Genomic DNA, 22,149 nt, shown 5'->3' with positions numbered 1-22,149 from the left:
AAACGACGAATTAAAAATTAAAAAAAGAGTAAAAGTAGCAAGTAGGCAATTCGGTTTTTGAGAAAAACTGATAATAATTAAAAAAAATAATAATAAAAAGCAGGAATCAAAAAGAATTGCCTTAAAAAAGACCTCAATGTTTTGTTGAGGTCTTTTTTATAAAAAATAGATGATAATTCAGCCAATTTTAGAATTAACCGCCACCAACGGCTTGAACCACTTCAATCTTCATGCCATCGGTAATTTTAAGCTCAGGAAGTTCACTTTTAGGAACGATATTGCCGTTAATCTCAACCGCAAAGCGACCAACGCTTAGCCCAAGCTCATTCAGAACCAATTGCACGGTTTGATGTGTTGTTTGCATTAATTTGCCATTGACAGTAATTGTGGTCATAAAAAATCCTTCCTTAAGTTACTGCTAGAGTTATTTTAGGTTGAATAAGCCCGAAAAAAGCAGCTCATCATAGCTGCTATGGTAGCATTAACGTTGAAAAAGGCTAGCGCAAACTGGCATTTGCCAACCGAGCCGCGCTGAACGCCAGCCAAAGCCAGCCGCAAATCATTAACACGCCGCCAATCGGCGTAATTGCCCCGAACCAACGCGGTGCACCAAGCGCCATCGCAAATAAACTTCCGGCAAAGATAATCACCCCAATTTGAATCAGCCAAACGCTACTTTTGGTCGCAAGATTAAGCTTAATTAATAGCCCAACGACCAACAGCCCCAAGGCATGAATCAGCAAATATAGCGTTGCCGTTTGCCACCAAGCCAACTGCTCAGGGCTTGCCACGCGCTTTAAGCCATGAGCGCCGAACGCGCCAAGCCCGACAGCAATGGCAAGGTTAATGGCAGCTATGCTAATCCAATTGAGCATCTTGAATCGTTTCTCCTAATTTTTACCCAAGCGTCTTTAGCTGCGCTTATTGAATGTCATCAGGAAGAATCACGCTATCAATGGTCATGGCATCGCGGATTTTGTCCATGGCATTTTTTTCAATCTGCCGGACGCGCTCGGCGGAAATGGAATAAACCGCGGCAAGCTCATGAAGCGTTGATTTTTGCTCGGTCAGCCAGCGCTGCTCAACGATGTCGCGGGCGCGGTCATCGAGCGTTTCCATGGCGGCAAGGAGCGCGGAGGAGTTATTTTCTTCCCAATCGGACTCCTCAACCATTTCAGCAGGGTCAACGCCATCTTCTAAAAACAACTGCGGGGCGTAGCGACCGTCATCGTCATCGCTTGATTGCGTTTCAAACGAGGCATCATAAGACGTCAATCGTGATTCCATTTCTAAAACTTGCTTTCGGGTGACGTTTAGGTCTTTGGCGATGGCGTCGGCTTCTTCAAGCGTTAATTGGTTGTTGGTTTTTTTCAGGCTGCGCAGGTTAAAAAACAGCTTTCGGTGCGCTTTGGTGGTGGCAACTTTGACAATCCGCCAGTTGCGAATGACAAACTCGTGAATCTCCGCTTTAATCCAATGCACCGCAAACGACACCAAGCGGACGCCCTTATTGGGGTCAAAGCGCTTGACCGCTTTCATCAAGCCCAAATTGCCCTCTTGGATTAAGTCTGCTTGTGGCAAGCCATAGCCTGAATAACTGCGTGCAATGTGAATGACAAAGCGCAAATGCGACATCACTAGCAGGCGCGCGGCTTCGACATCGCCTTCATCATAGTAGCGGTGGGCAAGCTCTTGCTCTTGCGTTGGCGTCAAAATGGGGATTTGATGAACGGTGTTGATATAAGCGCCAAGATTGACCCCAGGAGCGGACAAATGCGTCGGCATTGCCGGAACCAAATCACGAGTCCGCGTGTCCTCAAAGGTACTGGCATCGTACGGCGGTCGCTCGGCAGCAGCTTTTAGCGCCGCTTTACGGTCGGCGTTTTTTTGAGCTTTTGATGATTTCAGCGGTTTTTTTGGAATAAAGTCGTCGTCTGCTTCTGAATCCTCATGAAAATCGTCGTCTAAATTTGCTTCTAAATCTAGCTCGTCAAAATCTTCAATGTCCAAATCATCAATGCTTTCAATATCCGCATCATCCAAATCTAACGCATCAAAATCCTCAATATCGTCAGCTAAGTCATCGTCTAAGCGGTGATTTAAATCCTCAATGTCATGATTATCATTTTGCAAAGGGGTATTTCGGCTTTTTGATTGCCGATTTTTATTATTTTGCTTATTATTTTTTTGATTTTGCGTTGTCATCGCCGAGTCCGTCGCCATGGTATTGACCTTTAATTATAAGGAATTGAGCAGTTAGGGTGATGAAAAAAACTTATTATAGTTATTGTAATGGATAGCAGCGCTTAGTTGCTATCGGTTTTGGTAATGATGAAGTGAAATATTGTAGCGCTTGCGCCGTCCTGAGCCGTCTTTTGCGCCAAAGTCAGCGTAAGTTCAGGCGACTGCTGGCAAAACGCACGAATATCCGCTTGCGAGTTTGGGTCGGTGGCAACGGTATAAAGCGCCTCATTGGGCTGAACATGGCGCAGGGCAACTTTGGTTTTAAGCAGCGGCATCGGGCAGGGCAGACCGCGACCATCGACCCACTGGCGGATTAAAAGCGGCGTTGAAGTTGCTTTGGCAAAATCTTCTTTAGGCAATTGGCTAAAAAAGTCCTCAATCAGCGCCTGCTCAGTGGCAGAAATAGTATCGCTAAAAGCAATCGCTAAGTTATTTTTTGGCAAATCTTGTGACATGAAACCTCCTTTTGAAAATAAGTTTTTAAAGTAAAAAAGTAAGCAAATCCAAATTAGGGCAGTTAAAACCCAATCAATGTTGCCCAAAAGTGACGCAAATCAAGGGATTAGTAGCGGCAATGATTTGGCAGTTGACGAACACCGCGCAAGCTTTTACTATCGAAAATAATAGCACAATCTGCCGTTAACGCTCCATGTTGGCAAGCTGGCAAAGGTTAGGGTACATTTTTGAAAACTGACTTGAACACTCATCAGCAAGGGCTGTTGGCAAAACTTTTGGGATTGGGCTTAATTTTTATAAGCTTGCCAAGCTTTGCTGCTCCGATAACCAATTTTTCCAAAGACAGTTTTAGCCACTCAAGCTTTGGCAAGACTTCCGCCAGTAACGCGTTTTTGACCAATTCGGTGCCGTTTTCTTTGAACAGTTCGGCAAATAGTTTATCAAGCAATTCATCAAGCAATTTATCAAGCAAAGCGCTTAATTTGCCCAACATTGAAGGTCAAGGGATAAGCTTTGCCGACCAGTATCAAAATAAGCAGCTTGGCGAGTGGGCGCTACAAAACTTAAACGGTCGCGCTAAAATGCTGAGCGAACCTTGGATTCAAGAAACCATCAAGGCGATGACAGGGCGGCTCAACGCGCAAGCTCGTCGGCAAGCGCTTCTTGATGTGGTCATTATCGACAGTCCGAGCATCAATGCGTTTGCTGCCCCTGGCGGGGTGATTGGGATTAATAGCGGAACGGTGCTGGCAGCAAGCAGCATGGATGAGCTGGCAAGCGTGGTGGCTCATGAGGTGGCGCACATCAGTCAGCGCCACTATGAGCATAGCATGACTGAAAAAAGACAAGCCATGCTCATGCAAGTTGGGGGAATGCTTGCAGCAATCGCCGCATCAAGTATCGATGGCGATGCGGCAGCGGCAGTCATGATGGGAAGCCAAACGGCAGCGATGAACAGCACGATGGCGTTTAGCCGAAGTAATGAGCGTGAGGCCGATCGCGTTGGGATGCAAATCATGAACCAAGCGGGCTTCGATGCTCGCGCCATGCCACGATTTTTTGCAACGATGAATCAGCAAAGCTTGCTTAATCAATCTGATTACCGCTTTTTACCAAGCTTTGTGCGCTCGCATCCGCAAAGTCATGAGCGCCTAAGCGATGCCCAAAGCCGCGCTCAGCAGTATCCGCTGTTGTCGTTATTGCAGCAAAAACGCCACCAAGCGCTGTTTGATTTGCTGTATTGGCAGGTGCAAATCAGCAGCAATAAAGCCACCCAACCCCTGCTGACGGCTGCCGCCAAATCAAGTCTTGGCGCGAAGCTTGCTTTAGCCAGCTTTCTTGGTCAAAATCAGCGCTTTGATGAGGCAGGCAAAGTCTTAAACGAGCTGCAATCTTCACCGCAAGCGGTTAAGCAGTCGCTTGAGCCGCTGTTGACCATCACCCAAAGTCAGCTGCTTGCCGAGCAAAACCAGTGGTCAAAAGCGGCGGCTGTGCTCAAAAGTCAGCAAGTGCTCTACCCTGAGCGCCGCGATTTGCGCTTGTATTTGGCAAAAGCCTTGACCCAAAGTGGTTATCCTGAGGAGGCGCAACTCTTGCTGCAACCGCTGGTTCAGCAGCAGCCAAGTGACATTGCCGCTTGGCAAGAATTGCAGCGCGCAAGTGAAACCCTTGCCAAAAAAGCAGTAACCCGCGACCAAAAAAATATCGCCACCATCAACGCCCTTCGCTACCGCAGTATGGATGAGCTTTGGCGCGGTCGTTATGAGGCGGCGCTCACCTCGCTTGAGCAAGCAAAAACGCAAATTTTGCAATTAAGCTCGCCCTCAAGCCGCGCGCCGCTTAGCGCCAAAGTGCAAAGCGACATTAAACAAGTCAAAGCTGCTAAAGACTTTAAACCTTAATTTCAAACATCGGTTTTAAATATTGGCTTTAAATTTAAAAACTGACTTGGATTAACCTTGAAGCGCTTGCTTGACCAGTTTTGAAATAAGCGCAGGGTCAGCGCGCCCAGCAGTTTTGGCTTTAAGGGCGCCCATCACCGCGCCCATATCGCGCATTGAGGTCGCATTTTGCGCTTGGATTTCTTCATTCACTAAACTGGCAAGCTCAGCGTCATCCATTTGCGAGGGCATAAACTCGTTAATGATATCGACTTCAAATTGCTCTTTTTTTGCCAAATCCTCACGGTTGTTTTCGGTAAAAATGGCAAGCGACTCTTGGCGCTGCTTAAGCTGTTTTTGCAACACCTCTAACACGCCTTCGTCATCAAGCTCAGTTTGGCGGTCAATTTCAATTTGTTTAATGACCGCTTGAACGTTACGAAGCACTTTAACGCGCTCTAAATCATGCGCTTTCATGGAGGATTTGACATTGTCGGTCAGGGCTTGTTTTATTGAGCTCATTGTTATTCCTTAAGTGGTTAGTCAATCTAATGGCAAAAATTTTAGCATAAAAAACGCCACTGAATCTTAAGATAACAGTGGCGTTTTGTTCCGCAGCGGCTTAAATACTAAGCCTTGGCAACTGACTGATTAACAATTAGTAGTTGCGAGTGGTGCGGATGGTTTCACGCTGAAGTTTTTTCTTGTAACGCTTAACCGCAGCCGCTTTTTTACGCTTACGCTCTTGAGTTGGTTTTTCATAAAACTCACGCTTACGAACGTCAGATAAGACGCCCGCTTTTTCACAAGCACGCTTGAAGCGGCGGATAGCGATATCAACGGGTTCGTTTTCTTTAACCTTAACTGCAGGCATGAAGACTCCTTAATTTGATGAGAGGGTGGCATAAGCTTGGCTGTATAATCGTAGTTAGCTGCAACCTCTCAATCATTGCAGTCATCAGCTCAAACTTGGATAAGTTTGTTTCATTCAGAAACAAGGTCACGTATTTTAAGTAAAATTATGAATAAAGTCAAAGTCTTTTGCCAAAATTTGCAAGTCAGATTATAAGTTCTGGCACTAAATACTCGTTATTATAATAGTCATTTAAATGAACAAGTTATAAACTTTGAAAATGTTAATTCAATTTTGTCAAGATAAGATTACTAATTAAACAAGGGCATTAACACAGTTTCATAAAAAAATTATCGGCGCTATACCGATTGCCTATAACTTTATGCTATCATTATTTTTGCTTAATAATCGTCTCGTTTATTGTTGGCATAGGTGCAAGCCTGTCGCTTAAGGAATTTTGAATGAAATCATCAATTGTTAATATCAGCCTAAATTCTGCTGCAAAACGAAGCGTTCAAGCAGCGTTAATGACGGCATTAATTGCTTCGGGGCTAAGCCTAAGTGCTTGTAGTAGCAAAGACAAAGCAGAAACAGACTCTGATGAGGTGATGGCAGTTGACCGCGTGAACGAAGCTGAAGACATCGCTCAAGCCAATGCCCCTGAAGCCGAAGAATTAAGCTTTGAAAATAACGCAGGCGTTGGTTCAGCTGATACCGCAGAAGCTGAGGGCGATACGGCAACGGATGGTGCTGAGACGTCAGAAGTTAAAAGCGCAGATGGCGAAGCTAAAGCCAATGGTATGGATGACGCTAAAGAGGCAAGTGCTGGCGATATGAGCACAGGGGACGCCACCGAAACAGACCCTAATGCTGCCACCGCTAATAACAGTGAAGCTCAGCCGGCACCAACGTCAAAATAACTGCTTAGTTAAAAATAAATTATGTTAAGCAAGTTATAAAAAGCAAGTTATAAAAAAAATTATTATTGTTAAATAAAAAGGCGGCTTACTACGCTTATCAATGATGAGCCGCTAAGTTTTCATCTTATCTGCCGTCCTTGGGCATTGATTGATGCGTTATCGGGTTTGATATGTCTTTTTATCAGCCGTTAGCGGTTGTAATGGTTACCTATTTAGTTTTAAAAATTGCTTGCTTAAGCTTATTTTAAATAAGTGACCTAAGTAAGTCTTAAAGTCGCAACTTTATTTTGAATTTTTATGGTTAAGCGTTTGGCTTTAACTGTTTTGATGAAAATATAAGCGCGCAAACGTTACCTTTTTTACCTTTATCCCTCGACCTAACTGGCAAAGGAATGACCCTCATGAGTTTATCTACCTTTAAAAAATTAAGCTATTCAGCTGTTTTGTTTGGCGCGGCTTTAAGCCTTGGTGCTTGTAGCGACAAAAAAGCGGAAGAAGTTCCTGCTGACACGGACACTGTGGTTGTTGAGCCTGCAGTTGTTGAAGAAGCGCCTGCTGAAACTGAAGCTCCTGTTGAAGAACCCGCAGCTGAAGCTGAAGCCCCTGCCGAAGCCGACGCTCCTGCTGAAGAAACCGCTGAAGCGCCTGCAGAAACTGCTGATGCTGACGTTGTTCTTGCCGCTGACACTGGCGAAAAATTGTATGAAAAACAATGCCAAGCTTGTCATGCCACTGGTCTGCTAAATGCGCCGAAATTTGGCGACAAAGCCGCTTGGGCACCGCACATTGCTAAAGGCAAAGACGTGTTGTATGAGCACGCTTCAAAAGGCTTTAACCAAATGCCAGCTCAAGCGGTTAACGGCGTTTCAGAAGCTGAAGTTCATGCCGCGGTTGACTATATGGTTTCTAAAGCAAGCTAAGCCATCAATCAGCCGTTAAGCTGAATATTATATTGAATTGAAATTGATATAAATTGCCGCCATTGTGGTTCATAATGGCGGTTTTTTAATGGCTTTTTAAAGCCTTTTTATTTAGGCAAGGCAAGGTTATGAAAGTATTAGGACTTGAGACGTCGTGTGATGAAACGGGACTGGCGATTTTTGACAGCGAGCAGATGGCAAACGCGAATCAAGGTCTGGTCGGTCAGGTGCTGTACTCGCAAATTGAGCTTCATGCGCTTTATGGTGGCGTCGTCCCTGAGCTTGCCAGTCGCGACCATATCCGAAAGCTGGTGCCGCTATTGAACGAATTGCTTGAGCAGTGCCAACTGAGCAAAAACGACATCGATGCCATTGCCTATACCAAAGGGCCGGGCTTGATTGGCGCGCTGATGACCGGAGCGTTATTTGGGCGAAGTCTTGCGTTTGGTCTTGGCATTCCGGCGATTGGCATTCATCATATGGAAGGTCATTTACTGGCGCCGCTAATGAGCCAACAGCCGCCACAATTTCCGTTTGTCTCTTTGCTGGTGTCCGGCGGTCACACGCAGCTGATTGCCGCTTTTGGCGTTGGCGAGTACGAAATCTTAGGCGAGTCGATTGATGATGCGGCAGGCGAGTGCTTTGATAAAGCCGCGAAAATGCTTAATTTGCCCTATCCTGGGGGGCCAAACATTGCCAAACTTGCCGAAACTGGCAACCCAAACGCTTTTGATTTGCCAAGACCGATGCTGCATCGCGGTCTTGATTTTTCATTTAGTGGGATGAAAACGGCAGTTCATAACTTGATTAAAGACACTGAGGGCAGCCAAGATAATCCGCAAGTCCGCGCTGATATCGCCGCAAGCTTTCAATATGCGGTCGTTGATACCTTGGTCAAAAAATGCGTCAAAGCGCTAAAACAAGTGAACATGAAACGCTTGGTGATTGCTGGCGGCGTGAGTGCCAATACCGAACTTCGGCAATCGCTTGAAGCTGCTCTTGCTAAAATCGGCGCTCAAGTGTTTTACGCGCCGCCTGAGCTTTGCACCGATAATGGTGCGATGATTGCCTTTGCTGGATTTCAGCGCTTAAATGCCGGTCAAACCGATGATTTGGCGGTCAGCTGCATTCCGCGCTGGCCGATGAGCGAGCTGCCACCGATTGCTGAAAATCGCTAACTTTTTAGAATATCGCAAAAAAGATAAAAGGATATCATCATGCAATGGCTTGCTATCGGTTTCGGCGCGGCATTTGGCGCTTGCCTTCGCGCTTGGTTATCGCGATTTAACCTGCTTCACGATTGGATTCCCTTTGGAACGCTATTTGCCAATATTTTGGGCGGGCTGCTGATTGGTGGCGCCATTCTTTGGTTTGAGCAGTTTGGGGCAAACTTATCGCCCAATATTAAGCTGATGGTCATCACCGGATTTTTGGGCGCATTGACCACATTTAGCACCTTTAGCGCGGAAGTTTTTTCTTTGATGAATGATGGTCGGCTGCTGGCAGGATTGCTGTTGGTGGCAATGCACGTGGGCTTAACTTTGATTGCCACCGCCGTTGGTTTTTATGTCGTAAAAATGGCGCTAAATTTGGGTTAAGCTTATTGGAGTTGTCGAAAGTTTTTGCCGTTTAAATGACCGGCTTTACCAAGTTATCAAGCAATGCTGAAAACCCTTGCATATACGCCAAATTTTGGCTTGCCGTTCGCGTTGCCGCATACAGCTGACAATAAACGCCGCTGCCAAGCGGTCGCGACACCACCCAACCTTTTTTTTCATAATCGGCAACGACCCAATCGGGCAAAGCTGCCACCCCGCGCTCGCTTGCCACCAGCTGAATGAGCATGGCGGTCAGCTCAGTGGTTCGGATTTTTGCAAAGCTTACATTGGCAGGCGCCATAAAGTTGGCAATGATGTCAAGGCGCTTGGCTTCAACGGGATAAGCAATCAATACTTCATTAACCAAATCGGCAGGTGAAATGGTGGCAAGGTTTGCCAATTCATGGGTTGGTGAGATGACCAATCGGCTTTCATACTCAAATAGCGGTTGATAGCTGATGCCCTCAATCGGTAAATTGCTTGTGGTAATCAGCAAATCAATGTCGCCTTCCATCAATAAATGATGCGGCTCAGGCTCAAAGCCGGTGGCAAAATCAAGCTCAACATCCGCCCAATCGCGGCGATAGCGGTTTAAAATGGGCATCAGCCAATCAAAGCAGCTGTGGCATTCTGACGCCAATCGCAGCCGCCCTGCTTGACCGTGAGCTAAGCGCTTAAGGTTGGTTTTGGTTCGGGTGACTTGCGGTAAAATGCTGTCGGCAAGCGCAAGGACGATTTTGCCGGCAGGGGTAAAGGTCAGCGGTCGCGACCGCCGGTTCACAAGGGTAATGTCATAATAATTTTCAAGCTCTTTTAACTGATGCGATACGGCGGAGGCAGTCACGTGAAGCTCATCAGCGGCAGCCGCTAGCGAGCCATGCGCCCGAAGTGCGCTCAAGGTTTTTAAATGACGAAGCTCAAGCATACATTGACCCGACTTTTATCATGAAATTAATTCATTATAATTTATAACATCAATAATTTCACTCAATTTTATAAAAATTAGCGCTTTCGCAGTAGCAATTGAGAGATGATGACTAAAACCAAAGACGCGGCAAGTAAAATCGTCCCAATGGCATTGACTTCAGGTTTAAGACCAACCCGAACCATCGAATAAATCCGCAGCGGTAAAATCTCAAAACTTGGGCCGGTAACAAAGGTCGATACCACCACGTCATCAAGCGATAAGGTAAAGGCAAGCAGCCAACCTGCCATCACTGCCGGAAAAATCACCGGAATCAGCACCGTTTTTATCATGGTAAATTCGCTCGCGCCCAAATCGCGAGCCGCTTCTAATAACCGTTCATCAAGGCTTGAAAGGCGCGCGAAAACGGTAATCACCACAAACGGCAAGCAAAACGTGATATGCGATAGCAGCAACGACACAAAGCCCAATTGCAGCCCAATCAATAAAAACAGCACCAAAAGCGAAATGGCAAGGACGATTTCAGGCGACATCATCAGTACAAACAGCAGTCCGCTGAGTAAGCCTTTGCCGCGAAAATCGTAGCGATGCAGGGCAAGGGCGGTCAGCGTCCCAATTAAGGTGGATAAAGTTGCGGCAATTAACCCTAAAATGATGGAATGCCAAAACGCATCGAGCATGGCTTGGTTGCGAAATAGCGACTCATACCATGTTAGACTAAAGCCGCCCCAATGATAGCCAACTTTGGACTTATTAAACGACATCACCACCAAAACGATGATGGGCAAATACAAGAGCGCGTAAATAAGGGTCAAGTAGCTTTTGGATAACAAACTGCCCAAGCGCTTTTTTGAGTTAACGGTTGCCATTATGCCACCTCGTTAAAGTCAGTTTTGCCGATGCGCTTGCTGCTGGCGCGATACGCCCAAAGTAAAATTGCCATTGCAAGGGTTAAGAGCACACTTGCCGCCGCCCCAAAAGGCCAGTCTCTGGCATCTAAAAATTGATTTTTAATGATATTTCCTACGAGCAAATTGCGCGAGCCGCCCAAAATATCAGCCACGTAAAACATTCCCATAGCCGGAAGCAGCACCAAAAGTACCCCCGAAATAATCCCCGGTGTGGTCAAGGGCAGCACCACATGCCAAAAGGTTTGCGATTTGGTGGCGCCCAAATCTTGTGACGCCAGCAGCATATCCTCGCGCAAATCCGTAAATACGGCATAAAGCGGCAGTACCATAAATGGAAATAGTAAATAGGTGAGTCCGGCAATTACCGCACCTTGGGTATATAAAATATCGATGGGATGGCTGATAATGCCAAGTTTTATAAGCAACTGATTGATTAAGCCATTATTGGCAAAAAGAAGTTTAAGCGCGTAAGTCCGAACGAGAGAGTTTGTCCAAAACGGCAAAATCAGCAGCAGCATCAATAGCGGCTGCCAACGCGCGCGAACTTTGGACACCAGCCAAGCAAACGGATAACCAAACAGCAGGCAAATAATGGTGGTAACTCCCGCCATCCAAAGGGAATGAACAAACACCTCAAAATAAAGCGGGTCAATCATCCGAGCGTAGCTGCCAAAATTAACCGGCAAACTGATAAATTCGCTGCTGTCGCGCGTTAAAAAGCTGACGGCAATGACGAGCAGATTAGGAACAAGCGCAAAAATCAGCAGCCAACCCCAAATCAGCCAAAGCGTTGCCGTTCGAAACGGGTTTTTTGTTTTTGCTGAGCGGTTAAACATTGCCATTTATACGCCCCCTGAACTGACCGTTTGCGCGTCAGGCTCTTCTGGCAATACCCATTCCCAGCCATCGACCCAAGACACTTTTACCGCCTCATTCATTTTATAATCAAAGCTTGGGTCGTCTTCATCAAAAAATTCGGACGCTTTGATGATTTGACCGTCTTCAAGCTCAATGATGGAATCCAAGGTACTGCCTTTATAATTGCTTTCAATCACCCGACCAATAATGCCGTTATGCTCAGCGTCATCCATCTCATAAATCCGCAAATCCTCGGGTCGAAGCAGCAAATTAACCGTATCGCCAACCTGAACGGCATTGGCAAATTTGGGTCGGCGCAAGTTGCGCAGCGGCATCGATGCCGATTTTGCTTGGCAGACTTCTACCTCAATTCGACCGTTAGTGACTTTGCCATTTTTGTCCGGCTGATTAGGATAAACGCCGCGAACGATGGCTTTAAATAGGTTGGTTTCGCCGATAAATTTGGCGGTAAATAAGTTGGCAGGGGTTTCATAAATTTGGGTAGGCGTGCCAATTTGCTGAAACTTGCCATTTTTCATTACCGCAATTCGGTCGGACATCGACAGCGCTTCTTCTTGGTCGTGGGTGACGAACACAAAGGTAATGCCAAGCTCGCGCTGAAGGCGTTTCAGCTCCGATTGCATTTGTAGCCGAAGTTTATAATCAAGCGCCGATAAAGGCTCATCAAGCAGCAACAGCTTTGGGCGATTAATCACTGCCCTTGCAATGGCAACGCGCTGCTGCTGACCGCCGGACAACTCTTGTGGTCTGCGATTGGCTAAATGCTCAAGCTGAACCATGGCGAGCATTTCACGAACGCGAGCTTGAATTTCATCTTTGGGCACTTTTTTAAGCTTTAACCCATAAGCCACGTTTTGCGCGACGCTCATGTGCGGGAAAAGCGCGTATTGCTGAAATACGGTGTTCACCGGTCGCTTATCCGCGGACAATCCTGCCATTTGCGCGCCATCTAAATAAATCGCGCCAGCGTCTGGCTGCTCAAACCCAGCAATAAGCCGCAAAAGCGTGGTTTTACCGCAGCCTGAAGGTCCTAACAGCGTTAAAAACTCGCCATGATGAATGGTCAAATTGATGTCGCTTAGCACCTCAACATGGTCATAAACTTTTTTTAAATGCTCAATTTGTAACAGTTCGCCGGTTTTCGGCGGCGCGGCGTTTGATGAAATTTGGGAGTTGGGGTCAGAAAATTGAGTCATAGCAAGTCCTAAAAAGCCGCACCGTCAAATAAGTGATTTTCATTATTATATCAAAGCCTTTTGCCAAAATTACGCAATCGCAAGCGACGTTACGCGCGTTATACCTTAGGTTACAAGGCGCGGCGATTTTGGCGCAAAATAAGCCGGTCACGCTTGAGCGTTGACTTTTATTTGAAAAAAACCGCGGATAAAATTTTGGGGCGTGATGATAGCAAGAAATAAGAATTGATTGAAAATTTTTACGTTTTTTTTATGCGATGTTCGATACAATAATTAGGCTTGCCCAGATTTTGGCAAACTTTTCATTGGCTAACCCCATTTTCATTCAATATAAAAAGGACTCCTCATGTCAGAAGCTTATCAACCCGTTAGCGGCACAGCTGCCCTTGAAATGCTCAAAGAAGGCAATGCGCGTTATGTTGCCAGCCTCAGCTCCACCGACCCCATGAATCAAAAACGCCCTGCTTTAAAAGCTGACCAACACCCGCATGCCATTATTCTTGGCTGCTCGGATGCTCGCGTTCCGGTTGAAATTGTATTTGACCAAGGTTTAGGCGATTTGTTTGTTATTCGTGTGGCGGGAAACGTGGTTGCGCCCTCGCAAATCGGCTCGGTCGAATTTGCCGCTGAAAAGTTCCAAACCCAATTGGTCGTCGTTCTTGGGCACTCTAATTGCGGCGCGGTGACCGCTTGCGTTGAGGCGCTCATCAACCCTGAGCAAAACTATTCGCCAAACTTGCAATCCATCGTTGACCGCATCCGCCCAAGCGTTTACAACCTGCATGAGCTTGCTACCGCCAAAGGTCAAGACGCCGACGCCGATGAGCTCATCGACCGCGCGATTCGCGCTAACGTCCGCATGGCAGTAAGCCAATTAAAGCACGGCTCACGAATTTTGGAAGACTTAACCCAAAGCGGTCAATTGCTGATTGTTGGCGCTGAATATAACCTTAAAACTGGCAAAGTGCGTTTTTTAGATACGTAATGCCAGTGACTCAATATTTAAGTATCTGAAAAACTAAATAACTTGCTACGTCACTTAACAGTCGTTAACCCCCATTAAGGAGCAGCTATGACCGCCAAAACGATAGAGCAACCAAGCCAAAGCGTGATTGTCGATGGGGTCAAACCCATTGCCGGCGCGACTTCAGGATTTACTTTTAACCACACCATGCTTCGGGTCAAGGATCCGGTCAAATCGCTTGAGTTTTACACCGGAATTTTGGGAATGACCCTGCTTTGCGTCAAAAAATTCCCTGAAATGGGCTTTGATTTGTACTTTTTAGCAAAGCTTACGGAGGAGGAGCGCAACAACTTACCAAAAGGTGATGATTTGGCGGTTTTTGCCTTTCGTCAGCGCGGCATCTTGGAATTAACCCACAATTACGGCACCGAAAACCAAAGCGATTTTAGCTATCATGATGGCAACAGCGAGCCGCAAGGCTTTGGTCATATTTGCTTTAGCGTTCCGGATTTGGACGCCGCCGTTGCTTGGTTTGATGCCAATAACGTCAGCTTTAAAAAGCGACCGGAGGAGGGCAAAATGAAGCACATTGCCTTTATCAAAGACGTTGATGACTACTGGATTGAAATTGTGCAAGCGGGATTGATGAATTAATGAGTAATAAAAAACCGCTCTCAAAGACAGCGGTTTTTTTTGGCAATTAAAAAAGGCGTTAAATTTAACCTTTAACTTTAAGTCTTATTTTTCATCGTCATCTTTGACTCTAAAGTCAGTATGACAAGACTTGCACGATTTTCCAAGCTCACCAAAGGCAGGTTTGACGTCGTCCGCGCTTGTTGCGGTTTGTGCCACTTGGTTTAACTGCGCGGCAACTTGCTGAAAGTTTTCAGCTTCCATTTTAAAGTCATCGGTTCTTGCCCAAACTGCCTCGGTAGCATTGCCGACCGCTTCATTACTTTCAAAATGCTGCCACGGATTTTTTGAGTCTTCAGCGATAAATGCCGCTTGCTCTTTAAAATCTGCCGCATCAAAGGTGTTTGGGTGCTTGACCATGCCGCCCATCACTTTCATGGCATCGCCATAGTTTTTCATCATGTCTTGACGCGCTTTGACGTCAGGATGCGGCTTGCTACAAGCGCCAAGCATTAACGCTGCGCCTAATAAGCTGAGAGTAACTGCCGATTTTAGTGAGTTAAATTTTGTCATCATGACTCCTTTTTTGTGGCGATTCACCTAAAAAATGAACGGCTGCGAGGATAAATAAAGGCGAAATTTGCTCAAATAACGGCGCAAAACTTGAGGCTACCGCGACTGACCAGTGAAAAACCTTTAAAACGTAACACCCATTTATAAAAACTAATACCTAAAAACCAATATATAAACAAAGGTCAGCCCGAAAGCTGACCTTAATATCATAAACGATAAACTATTTTATTGGCGAAAATATTTGCTGCATATTGTAAGCAAGAATCAAAGCTACGATTTGCCCTATCATTATACTAATTCAGACTATATCGTCAACTCTATGGATTTTCAACCTTTCAAGCCAAATTAAGCCTCGTTCAGCCAATCGCGCGGCTTTAAATAATAATCGGTCAACTCAAATTCAGGCGAGCCTTGTTCAGGCTCAAAGCGGTACTCCCAAGCCGCAAGCGGCGGCATACTAACCAAAATCGACTCAATGCGACCGTTACTTTGGAGCCCAAACAGCGTTCCACGGTCATAGACGAGGTTATATTCGACGTATCTGCCGCGGCGATACAGCTGAAAATCGCGCTGCTGTTGAGTAAACGGCGTATTTTTGCGCTTTTGAAAAATCGGAATGATACCGTCCAAATAGCCATTGCCAACCGCTTTCATAAAGTCAAAGCAAGTGTCAAAGTCCCAGCCGCGGCTGTCTGTGTTGACATCATCATAAAACAAGCCGCCGATACCGCGCTGCTCATCTCGGTGCTGCAAATAAAAATACTCATCGCACCACTGTTTAAAATCAGGGTAAACACTGTCACCAAACGGCGCGCACAAGTCATGACAAACCTTGTGCCAGTGAACGCAGTCCGCAAGCACCGGATAAAATGGCGTTAAATCAAAGCCGCCGCCAAACCACCAAATTGGGTCTTTGTCCGCGCTTTCAGCAACAAACAGCCGGACGTTGGCGTGGCTGGTGGGCACGTTTGGGTTGGTTGGGTGAATGACCAATGATACGCCAAGGGCTTGGGCGCTGCGACCGGCAATGTCCGGATGACGCGCCGTTGCCGATGGTGGCAAGCTTTTCACATGAATGTGGCTGAACATGACGCCGGCTTTTTCAATGACTTTGCCACCCGATAAAATGCAAGAGCGACCGCCGCCGCCCTCAGGACGCTGCCAATCGTCAGGAACAAAGGTCGCATCGCCGCCGCCGTCTTTTTCCTCGGCTTCTAGCGCTTGGCAAATTCGAGCTTGCAAATCAACCAAAAAGGCGCGAACTTGAGCGATATTTTCTGCCATTTTATCGTTGGTTGGGCTTTGCTCGACGGCATTTGGGGTAGATTCTGGAATGGTCATAGGGGTCAACTTTTTTAATTGGGTTTTGAGTTAAAGCTTTTACGCTATCTTTTAATAGGCTGTCTTTTACTAAGTTATCAAGGTTTTACAAAAATTTTAATAAAAACAGTTATTTATTATCATGAACTTGGGTAAAAATTTCTTTATCAAGCAGATGCCCCATTCGGTCGCGCTTGGTGGCAAGGTAGCTTAAATTCACCTCATTGACGCCGACCAATAATGGCACGCGCTCGGTGACTTCAATGCCGTGGTCAGTGAGATAAGCGACTTTGTCGGGATTGTTGGTAATCAAGCGAACTTTATCAACGCCCACATGGGACAGCATCGCGCCGCACATGTCATAGGTTCGCGCGTCCGCTGGTAAGCCTAGCAGTAAGTTGGCATCAAGAGTGTCATGACCTTGTTCTTGCAGGGCATAAGCGCGGATTTTGTTGGTAAGCCCGATGCCGCGACCTTCTTGACGTAAGTACAAAATCGCGCCAACGCCTTCTTTTTGAATGGCTTTCATCGCGGTATTTAATTGCGAGCCGCAATCGCATTTAAGTGAGCCAAACGCATCGCCGGTTAAGCATTCAGAATGGATTCGCACCAAGGGCGCAGGGGCATGGTCATTGTCGTGGTTATTTATATGGTCATCGCTTTTTGCAATAGGCAGACCTTTGGTGAGCATCACGTGCTCTTGACCGGCGTCATTTTCAAACACATGAATGTCAAACTCGCCATGACACGTGGGCAATTTGGCGCTGGTGATAAAGTGGTAGGTCATGACAATCCTAATTGACAAATGATAAATGGCGATTAAATGACGCTCGATGTTAAACGATATTAAATAAAAAAAGCTAAACCTTGTATAAGGTCGATTTTGCGGCTTTTCAATTGCTGATGTTTAATTGCCATTTTAATAACAAATTTTTGGCAATCTTAGCAACCGCTATGAATAAAGGTGGACTTCCAAGTTTATTTGCCCAAAACCTTTTAAAACCGAAGGTGAATGGCGCAAAATCACATAAAGTTCACATTCAAGCCACGATGTTGTCTGTGATTGTTAAAAAAAAATGCTATTATGCCATACTATTTCAACGGTTACAGTGACAAGCCTGCGCCAAGCGGTTACTTACACCTCAACAGCGCTTTGCCAACTTAAATTTGCTGATGATGGTCAACGGCGTAAGCTTGTCTTGTGAATGGGTAGGTATCGTAGGGTCTATGCAGCAGTCACCTTTTTTACAGTCCAAATTGAACGCCGCGCCGGAATCAGCGCCAAACAGTTACGCCAGTCAAAAGTCGTTTAGCGTCATTCCAAGCGTTCGTCCCGCCACGCCCATTCTTGATACCATCAACGCTCCTGTCGATTTAAAGCGCTTAAGTGTTGCCGAGCTGATTACCTTAACCGATGAGCTTCGCGAGTATTTGCTGTATTCAGCAGGGGTAAGCGGCGGTCATTTTGGCGCCAATTTGGGCGTGATTGAATTGACCGTGGCGCTGCATTATTTATTAAATGCCCCCGATGACCAAATCGTTTGGGACGTGGGTCATCAAGCTTATGCCCATAAAATCTTGACCGGTCGCCGCGAGCAAATCGGCAGCATCCGCGCCAAAGGCGGCTTAACGGCGTTCCCTGAGCGCGCCGAATCTATCTTTGATACCTTTGGCGTGGGGCACTCGTCAACGGCAATTTCAGCAGGGCTTGGCATGAGCTTAGCCCTTCGCTACCAAAACCGACCGCAAACGGTGGCTTGTATCATTGGGGACGGCGCAATGACCGGCGGCATGGCATTTGAAGCCATGAATGATGCCGTTCAGCAAGATGCGGATTTATTGGTCATTTTAAATGACAATGACATGTCAATATCGTGCTCGATTGGTGGCTTTTCGCGGCATTTGGCAAGCCTTTGGGAGTCCGGCTATCAAGTTGATATTGATGACCATGGTCAGCCGGACATCAAGCTGCGCCCTGAAATGCAGGGCTTTGAGCGCCGAGGTCGTCACGGCAAAGCGCGCCCCATTCCCAAAATTGAGGACAACTTATTTAAAGCCATTGGCTTTGCCTATTTTGGCCCTTTTGATGGTCATGATATCCCAGAGCTGCTTCGGGTATTGTCACGAGCAAAGCAAGTTTCAGGCCCTGTTCTCGTTCACGTTTACACCACCAAAGGCAAAGGCTTTTTACCGGCAGAAGCCGACCCCGTTGGCTATCACGCCATTGGCAAATTGGCAGATACGTCGTCAAGCGCGCCAAAATCCGCGCCAAAATTAAAATTTTCAGATGTTTTTGGTCAGTTTTTATGCGACAAAGCTGAGCAAGATGACAAGTTGCTCGCCATCACCCCTGCTATGGAAGAAGGCTCGGGAATGACCGAGTTTGCGCGCAAATTTCCCGAGCGCTTTTTTGATGTGGCAATTGCCGAGCAGCATGCGGTGACGGTTGCTGGTGGCATGGCAACTCAAGGCGCAAAACCCATCGTGGCGATTTATTCGACCTTTTTGCAGCGCGGTTATGACCAGCTGATTCATGATATTGCCTTGCAAAACTTAGACGTGATGTTTGCCATTGACCGCGCAGGGCTTGTTGGTGAGGACGGCGCAACCCATGCTGGCGTGTTTGATTTTGCCTTTTTGCGCTGCGTTCCTAATATGATTATTGCCGCGCCAAAAGATGAAAATGAATGCTATCAGCTGCTCAATACCTGCTACGACTATAAGGGCTGTACCGCCGTTCGTTATCCGCGCGGTAGCGGTATTGGCGCGATAATTCAAAAACCGGCGCAATATTTGGAAGTTGGCAAAGCTGAAATCGAAGCGGTTTTAGGACATGATCGCGCAAAAACTAAGCTTGCCATTTTGGTCTTTGGAACCATGGTCGCAACCGCCCAAACAGCGGCGCAAAACCTTTTTAATGAAAAAACGGTTGATGATAACGACCTTCAAATTTATCTTGTTAATATGCGCTGGGTCAAGCCTTTAGACAGCACCTTAATTGAAGAGCTGCTTACAAAAGACATCACTCATGTTGCCACCGTTGAAGAGCACGTCATCATGGGCGGCGCAGGAAGTGCGGTCAATGAATATTTAATCAATGACTCCGCGCTTTTTGCCAAAAATAAGCCTTTGGTTAAGAACCTTGGTATTCCTGACCATTTTATCCCGCACGGCAGCCAAAGCGAGCAGCGCGCCGCCAGTGGCTTGGATGTATTGGGCATTGAAGCAAGCCTAAAGCAGTTGTTGGCTTAACGGTTTTTATTGGCTTGACGGCTTGAGCTGCTTCAGTAGTTAAAAATTGCTCAGTTTTAATAATTAATCAAAATCAATCATTTATCCTTAAGCGAAATTTGATTACAATAGTGCCAATTTAACGCCTGTTTGCCGCAGGTTTGTATTGTTTTAAAGCTTACCCTTTTGCATTGCCTTTGCGCTTGGTGCGGCGTTAGTTTTTCTTTTTTTATTGTTTATCGTTTATTTTTCACCCAAAAAGGTCAATTATGGAACCGATGGTCGTTATTGCCGCAAGAGCTGCGGAAAAAGTTGGAAATGAGATTTTGCACGCGCACCAAAACCGCCACAAAATCGAGTTGGACATTGAGTCCAAAGGCATCGACGGTTTGGTCACCCAAATCGACCGCTTTAGCGAAGAGCTGACCATTGCCACGTTAAAGGCAAGCTATCCAAACCACTCATTTTTGGGTGAAGAGTTTGGGATGCAAGAAGGGGTTGGCGAGGACGCCGATTGGTGCTGGATTATTGACCCGCTTGATGGCACCAAAAACTTTGTTCACGGCGTTCCGCAATTTTGCGTTTCTATTGCCGTTCAGCACAAAGGCGTCACTCAGCACGGCGTCATTTACGACCCCGTTCGCGATGAGATGTTTTCAGCAAGCCGCGGCAAAGGCGCGCGTTTAAATCAGCGCCGAATCCAAGTCAGCGAGCGCAAAACCATTGATGGCGGACTGTTTACCACAGGGCACCCGCTTGAGCGCCGCCGTAATGGTGAGGTAGTTTCGTATGCCAAAGAGCATTTTGACAGCTTATTAAAGGTGACTGAAGCGGGCGGTCAAATCAGAAGAATGGGTTCTGCGGCGCTTGATTTATGTTACGTTGCGGCAGGTCGCCTTGATGGTTATTTTGAAATGTGCATCAAGCCTTGGGACATTGCCGCAGGCGAATTAATTGTGACCGAGGCTCGCGGCGTGGTCGTTGACCATAAAGGTGCTCACGATGCCATGACCACCGGCTCAATTTTTGCTTGTAATGTTAAATTGCTCAAGCCGTTAATGCAAACGGTCGTTCCGGTTTGGGGCAATGCGGTTTATTAAAGTTTTGAGCATTTAGCAGTGTATTTAGCAAGGTATAACAATCAAAAAAAGCTGGCGCAATCGACCAGCTTTTTTTGTTGCTGTCAGTTTTGCCAAACGTGATTTATCACATCGTTAGCGGATTAAATTCAAGAACGCCTGAGCGTTTATCTTCGCTTAGTTTTTCTAAAACCACCAATTCTTCTTCAATAAGTTTGAGCATATCTTGAACGTGCGGTAGCAATTTGCTGCAAGCCACGATACAAAACTCAATCTTGTCCAAATAAGTGGCAAGGGTGATGTTCATGGCTTGACCGTCCAAAATAATGGACGCCGGATAAAGCGCTTTTAAGGGCGCGCCGTTCCAATACAGCGGCTCTTTGGCGCCAGGGACGTTGGAAATTATCAAGTTAAAGGCTTGTTTTCGCGGAAACATTCCGGTTAACACGTTGATGCCTTCCCAAGCATAAGCCAAAGCGCTGTAATTAATCACTTGGGCTTGGTTCATCCGGCGAAATTTGCGCTTGCCGCTATTCATGCTGCGGTGAATGATGCCGAGCCGTTTTACTGGATTTTCTAGATTTGTGCCTAAATTTGCCAATAAAAACGAGATTTGATTGCCATTGTTGCTGTCATCGCGGCGCAGTGATATGGGCACAAAAGCAATCAGCGGCTTGTTTGGCAGCGCGTTCATTTCAAGCAAATAGCGGCGGATTGCCCCTGAGCAAACGGCTAAAATGACATCGTTGGTGTTGACTTTAAATTCACTGGCAATACTGCGAAAGCGCGCCATGTCATACGACTGCGCGGCAATGCGCCGAGATGCCGAAATGCGCTGATTTAAAATGCTTTTTGGCGCATCAAAGGTGCCGACATAATCGTCAGCGCCATAATGCTTGATATTATCGGCAAGCTCGGTAAATACCGGCTTAATGGTTGAAAGCTGTTCTTTAACGAGTGTCCAAGCTGAGCGCTTGGTTGGCAGCGTTTCAAATTGGTTGCGGTGGCGCGTCATCAACGACCAAACCGGAAGCGTCATTGGTTCAGTTGGCGATTGCGATAAGGACTTTTGAATCAGGCGCATTGCGGCAATGCCATCAACGAGGGAATGATGAATTTTAAAATATAAGGCAAACCGCTCCGGCGCGCCCTCAGATTCTGGAACAATGCCTTCGATAATATGACATTCCCAAAGCGGCATGGCGCGGTCAAGCAATCGGCTGTGCTCTTTGGACACGTACATGAGTAGCTCGCGGATTCGACCGGGGCAAGGCAGGGCGATATGACGAAAATGATGGTCAACATCAAATTCGTCATCTTTTTCCCAAGCCAATAAGTGCTTGAGCACCTGATTAAACGGGAAGCTTGGCGACACCGTTGAGGTTTGCATTTGCTGAACAAGGTCTTGAACAAAGTTGCAGCGGCTGCTATCAAGTGTTTGCTCGGGGAGCTCAAACAAAAACAAGCCGCCAACGTGCATCGGCTGCTTTCGCGACTCTAACAGTAAAAATAACAAATCAACAGCACCAAGCAATCGCATAGCTAATCCTTTGTTAAGTCGCGCCAA

General features: G+C 46.5%; 23 protein-coding genes. 9 read left to right on the top strand and 14 right to left on the bottom strand.

Annotation, left to right across the window (positions count from 1 at the left end; genetic code table 11):
- Nucleotides 1-193 precede the first annotated feature (193 nt).
- The 4 genes from thiS to ACZ5XY_RS04730 all read right to left on the bottom strand — a co-directional run bounded on the left by thiS (nucleotide 194) and on the right by ACZ5XY_RS04730 (nucleotide 2,699).
- A complete protein-coding gene (thiS, locus tag ACZ5XY_RS04745) occupies nucleotides 194-394 on the bottom strand; it encodes a sulfur carrier protein ThiS (RefSeq protein WP_464743361.1) in 201 nt (66 codons plus the stop codon).
- Between the two features lie 103 nt (nucleotides 395-497).
- Nucleotides 498-875 carry a DUF423 domain-containing protein gene (locus ACZ5XY_RS04740; RefSeq protein ID WP_464743359.1) on the bottom strand — a complete coding sequence of 126 codons (378 nt, stop codon included), beginning with the start codon at nucleotides 873-875 and terminating at the stop codon, nucleotides 498-500.
- A gap of 46 nt (nucleotides 876-921) precedes the next feature.
- On the bottom strand, nucleotides 922-1,785 hold the full coding sequence (gene rpoH / locus ACZ5XY_RS04735) for an RNA polymerase sigma factor RpoH (protein ID WP_464743760.1): 864 nt from the start codon (nucleotides 1,783-1,785) through the stop codon (nucleotides 922-924).
- Between the two features lie 521 nt (nucleotides 1,786-2,306).
- The gene (locus ACZ5XY_RS04730) at nucleotides 2,307-2,699 is read right to left on the bottom strand and encodes a sulfurtransferase TusA family protein (protein ID WP_464743357.1); all 393 of its coding nucleotides are present in this window, start codon (nucleotides 2,697-2,699) and stop codon (nucleotides 2,307-2,309) included.
- 228 nt (nucleotides 2,700-2,927) lie between these two features.
- Between ACZ5XY_RS04730 and ACZ5XY_RS04725 the strand changes: the two genes are divergently transcribed.
- Nucleotides 2,928-4,601: a M48 family metalloprotease gene (locus ACZ5XY_RS04725; RefSeq protein ID WP_464743355.1), complete on the top strand. Its 1,674-nt coding sequence runs from the start codon at nucleotides 2,928-2,930 to the stop codon at nucleotides 4,599-4,601.
- A 51-nt stretch (nucleotides 4,602-4,652) separates the two neighbouring features.
- On the opposite strand, the gene ACZ5XY_RS04720 is transcribed toward ACZ5XY_RS04725, so the two are convergent.
- Nucleotides 4,653-5,102: a GatB/YqeY domain-containing protein gene (locus ACZ5XY_RS04720; RefSeq protein WP_464743353.1), complete on the bottom strand. Its 450-nt coding sequence runs from the start codon at nucleotides 5,100-5,102 to the stop codon at nucleotides 4,653-4,655.
- A gap of 136 nt (nucleotides 5,103-5,238) precedes the next feature.
- A complete protein-coding gene (rpsU, locus tag ACZ5XY_RS04715) occupies nucleotides 5,239-5,454 on the bottom strand; it encodes a 30S ribosomal protein S21 (protein ID WP_169392271.1) in 216 nt (71 codons plus the stop codon).
- 440 nt (nucleotides 5,455-5,894) lie between these two features.
- On the opposite strand from rpsU, the gene ACZ5XY_RS04710 reads away from it, so the two are divergent.
- The 4 genes from ACZ5XY_RS04710 to crcB all read left to right on the top strand — a co-directional run bounded on the left by ACZ5XY_RS04710 (nucleotide 5,895) and on the right by crcB (nucleotide 8,871).
- Complete coding sequence (locus ACZ5XY_RS04710) at nucleotides 5,895-6,353, top strand: hypothetical protein (RefSeq protein WP_464743351.1); 459 nt, start codon at nucleotides 5,895-5,897, stop codon at nucleotides 6,351-6,353.
- Nucleotides 6,354-6,754: 401 nt separating this feature from the next.
- Complete coding sequence (locus ACZ5XY_RS04705; protein WP_464743349.1) at nucleotides 6,755-7,273, top strand: c-type cytochrome; 519 nt, start codon at nucleotides 6,755-6,757, stop codon at nucleotides 7,271-7,273.
- 128 nt (nucleotides 7,274-7,401) lie between these two features.
- The gene (gene tsaD, locus ACZ5XY_RS04700) at nucleotides 7,402-8,451 is read left to right on the top strand and encodes a tRNA (adenosine(37)-N6)-threonylcarbamoyltransferase complex transferase subunit TsaD (protein ID WP_464743347.1); all 1,050 of its coding nucleotides are present in this window, start codon (nucleotides 7,402-7,404) and stop codon (nucleotides 8,449-8,451) included.
- A gap of 39 nt (nucleotides 8,452-8,490) precedes the next feature.
- Nucleotides 8,491-8,871, top strand: coding sequence for a fluoride efflux transporter CrcB (crcB, locus tag ACZ5XY_RS04695; protein ID WP_464743345.1), 381 nt, complete (start codon nucleotides 8,491-8,493; stop codon nucleotides 8,869-8,871).
- A 31-nt stretch (nucleotides 8,872-8,902) separates the two neighbouring features.
- Here the strand turns inward: crcB and ACZ5XY_RS04690 are convergent, their stop codons facing one another.
- The 4 genes from ACZ5XY_RS04690 to potA form a co-directional block, all read right to left on the bottom strand.
- Nucleotides 8,903-9,796, bottom strand: coding sequence for a LysR family transcriptional regulator (locus tag ACZ5XY_RS04690; RefSeq protein ID WP_464743343.1), 894 nt, complete (start codon nucleotides 9,794-9,796; stop codon nucleotides 8,903-8,905).
- A 77-nt stretch (nucleotides 9,797-9,873) separates the two neighbouring features.
- Complete coding sequence (gene potC / locus ACZ5XY_RS04685; RefSeq protein WP_464743341.1) at nucleotides 9,874-10,665, bottom strand: spermidine/putrescine ABC transporter permease PotC; 792 nt, start codon at nucleotides 10,663-10,665, stop codon at nucleotides 9,874-9,876.
- Nucleotides 10,665-11,549 carry a spermidine/putrescine ABC transporter permease PotB gene (gene potB, locus ACZ5XY_RS04680; protein WP_464743339.1) on the bottom strand — a complete coding sequence of 295 codons (885 nt, stop codon included), beginning with the start codon at nucleotides 11,547-11,549 and terminating at the stop codon, nucleotides 10,665-10,667. Before potB ends, potC begins: the two co-directional genes overlap by 1 nt.
- Nucleotides 11,550-12,782: a spermidine/putrescine ABC transporter ATP-binding protein PotA gene (gene potA / locus ACZ5XY_RS04675; RefSeq protein WP_464743337.1), complete on the bottom strand. Its 1,233-nt coding sequence runs from the start codon at nucleotides 12,780-12,782 to the stop codon at nucleotides 11,550-11,552.
- Nucleotides 12,783-13,128: 346 nt separating this feature from the next.
- On the opposite strand from potA, the gene ACZ5XY_RS04670 reads away from it, so the two are divergent.
- Nucleotides 13,129-13,767, top strand: coding sequence for a carbonic anhydrase (locus tag ACZ5XY_RS04670; protein ID WP_464743335.1), 639 nt, complete (start codon nucleotides 13,129-13,131; stop codon nucleotides 13,765-13,767).
- An 87-nt stretch (nucleotides 13,768-13,854) separates the two neighbouring features.
- A complete protein-coding gene (gloA, locus tag ACZ5XY_RS04665) occupies nucleotides 13,855-14,400 on the top strand; it encodes a lactoylglutathione lyase (RefSeq protein ID WP_464743333.1) in 546 nt (181 codons plus the stop codon).
- Nucleotides 14,401-14,484: 84 nt separating this feature from the next.
- On the opposite strand, the gene ACZ5XY_RS04660 is transcribed toward gloA, so the two are convergent.
- The 3 genes from ACZ5XY_RS04660 to ribA form a co-directional block, all read right to left on the bottom strand.
- Nucleotides 14,485-14,952 carry a c-type cytochrome gene (locus ACZ5XY_RS04660; RefSeq protein ID WP_464743331.1) on the bottom strand — a complete coding sequence of 156 codons (468 nt, stop codon included), beginning with the start codon at nucleotides 14,950-14,952 and terminating at the stop codon, nucleotides 14,485-14,487.
- Between the two features lie 345 nt (nucleotides 14,953-15,297).
- Entirely contained in the window at nucleotides 15,298-16,236 is a 939-nt protein-coding gene (gene hemF, locus ACZ5XY_RS04655) for an oxygen-dependent coproporphyrinogen oxidase (RefSeq protein WP_464743758.1), read from the bottom strand.
- A 166-nt stretch (nucleotides 16,237-16,402) separates the two neighbouring features.
- On the bottom strand, nucleotides 16,403-17,059 hold the full coding sequence (gene ribA, locus ACZ5XY_RS04650; protein WP_464743329.1) for a GTP cyclohydrolase II: 657 nt from the start codon (nucleotides 17,057-17,059) through the stop codon (nucleotides 16,403-16,405).
- Nucleotides 17,060-17,499: 440 nt separating this feature from the next.
- Between ribA and dxs the strand changes: the two genes are divergently transcribed.
- Entirely contained in the window at nucleotides 17,500-19,524 is a 2,025-nt protein-coding gene (dxs, locus tag ACZ5XY_RS04645) for a 1-deoxy-D-xylulose-5-phosphate synthase (protein ID WP_464743327.1), read from the top strand.
- 248 nt (nucleotides 19,525-19,772) lie between these two features.
- Nucleotides 19,773-20,603: an inositol monophosphatase family protein gene (locus ACZ5XY_RS04640; protein WP_464743325.1), complete on the top strand. Its 831-nt coding sequence runs from the start codon at nucleotides 19,773-19,775 to the stop codon at nucleotides 20,601-20,603.
- A 106-nt stretch (nucleotides 20,604-20,709) separates the two neighbouring features.
- Here ACZ5XY_RS04640 and ACZ5XY_RS04635 read toward each other — a convergent pair whose 3' ends face one another.
- Nucleotides 20,710-22,122 (bottom strand): WS/DGAT/MGAT family O-acyltransferase, encoded by a 1,413-nt coding sequence (locus tag ACZ5XY_RS04635; RefSeq protein WP_464743323.1) that lies wholly within the window; start codon nucleotides 22,120-22,122, stop codon nucleotides 20,710-20,712.
- Nucleotides 22,123-22,149 lie beyond the last annotated feature (27 nt).

The organism is Psychrobacter sp. GTC18467 (assembly GCF_055397455.1).
This window is presented reverse-complemented; position numbering and strand designations above follow the sequence as displayed.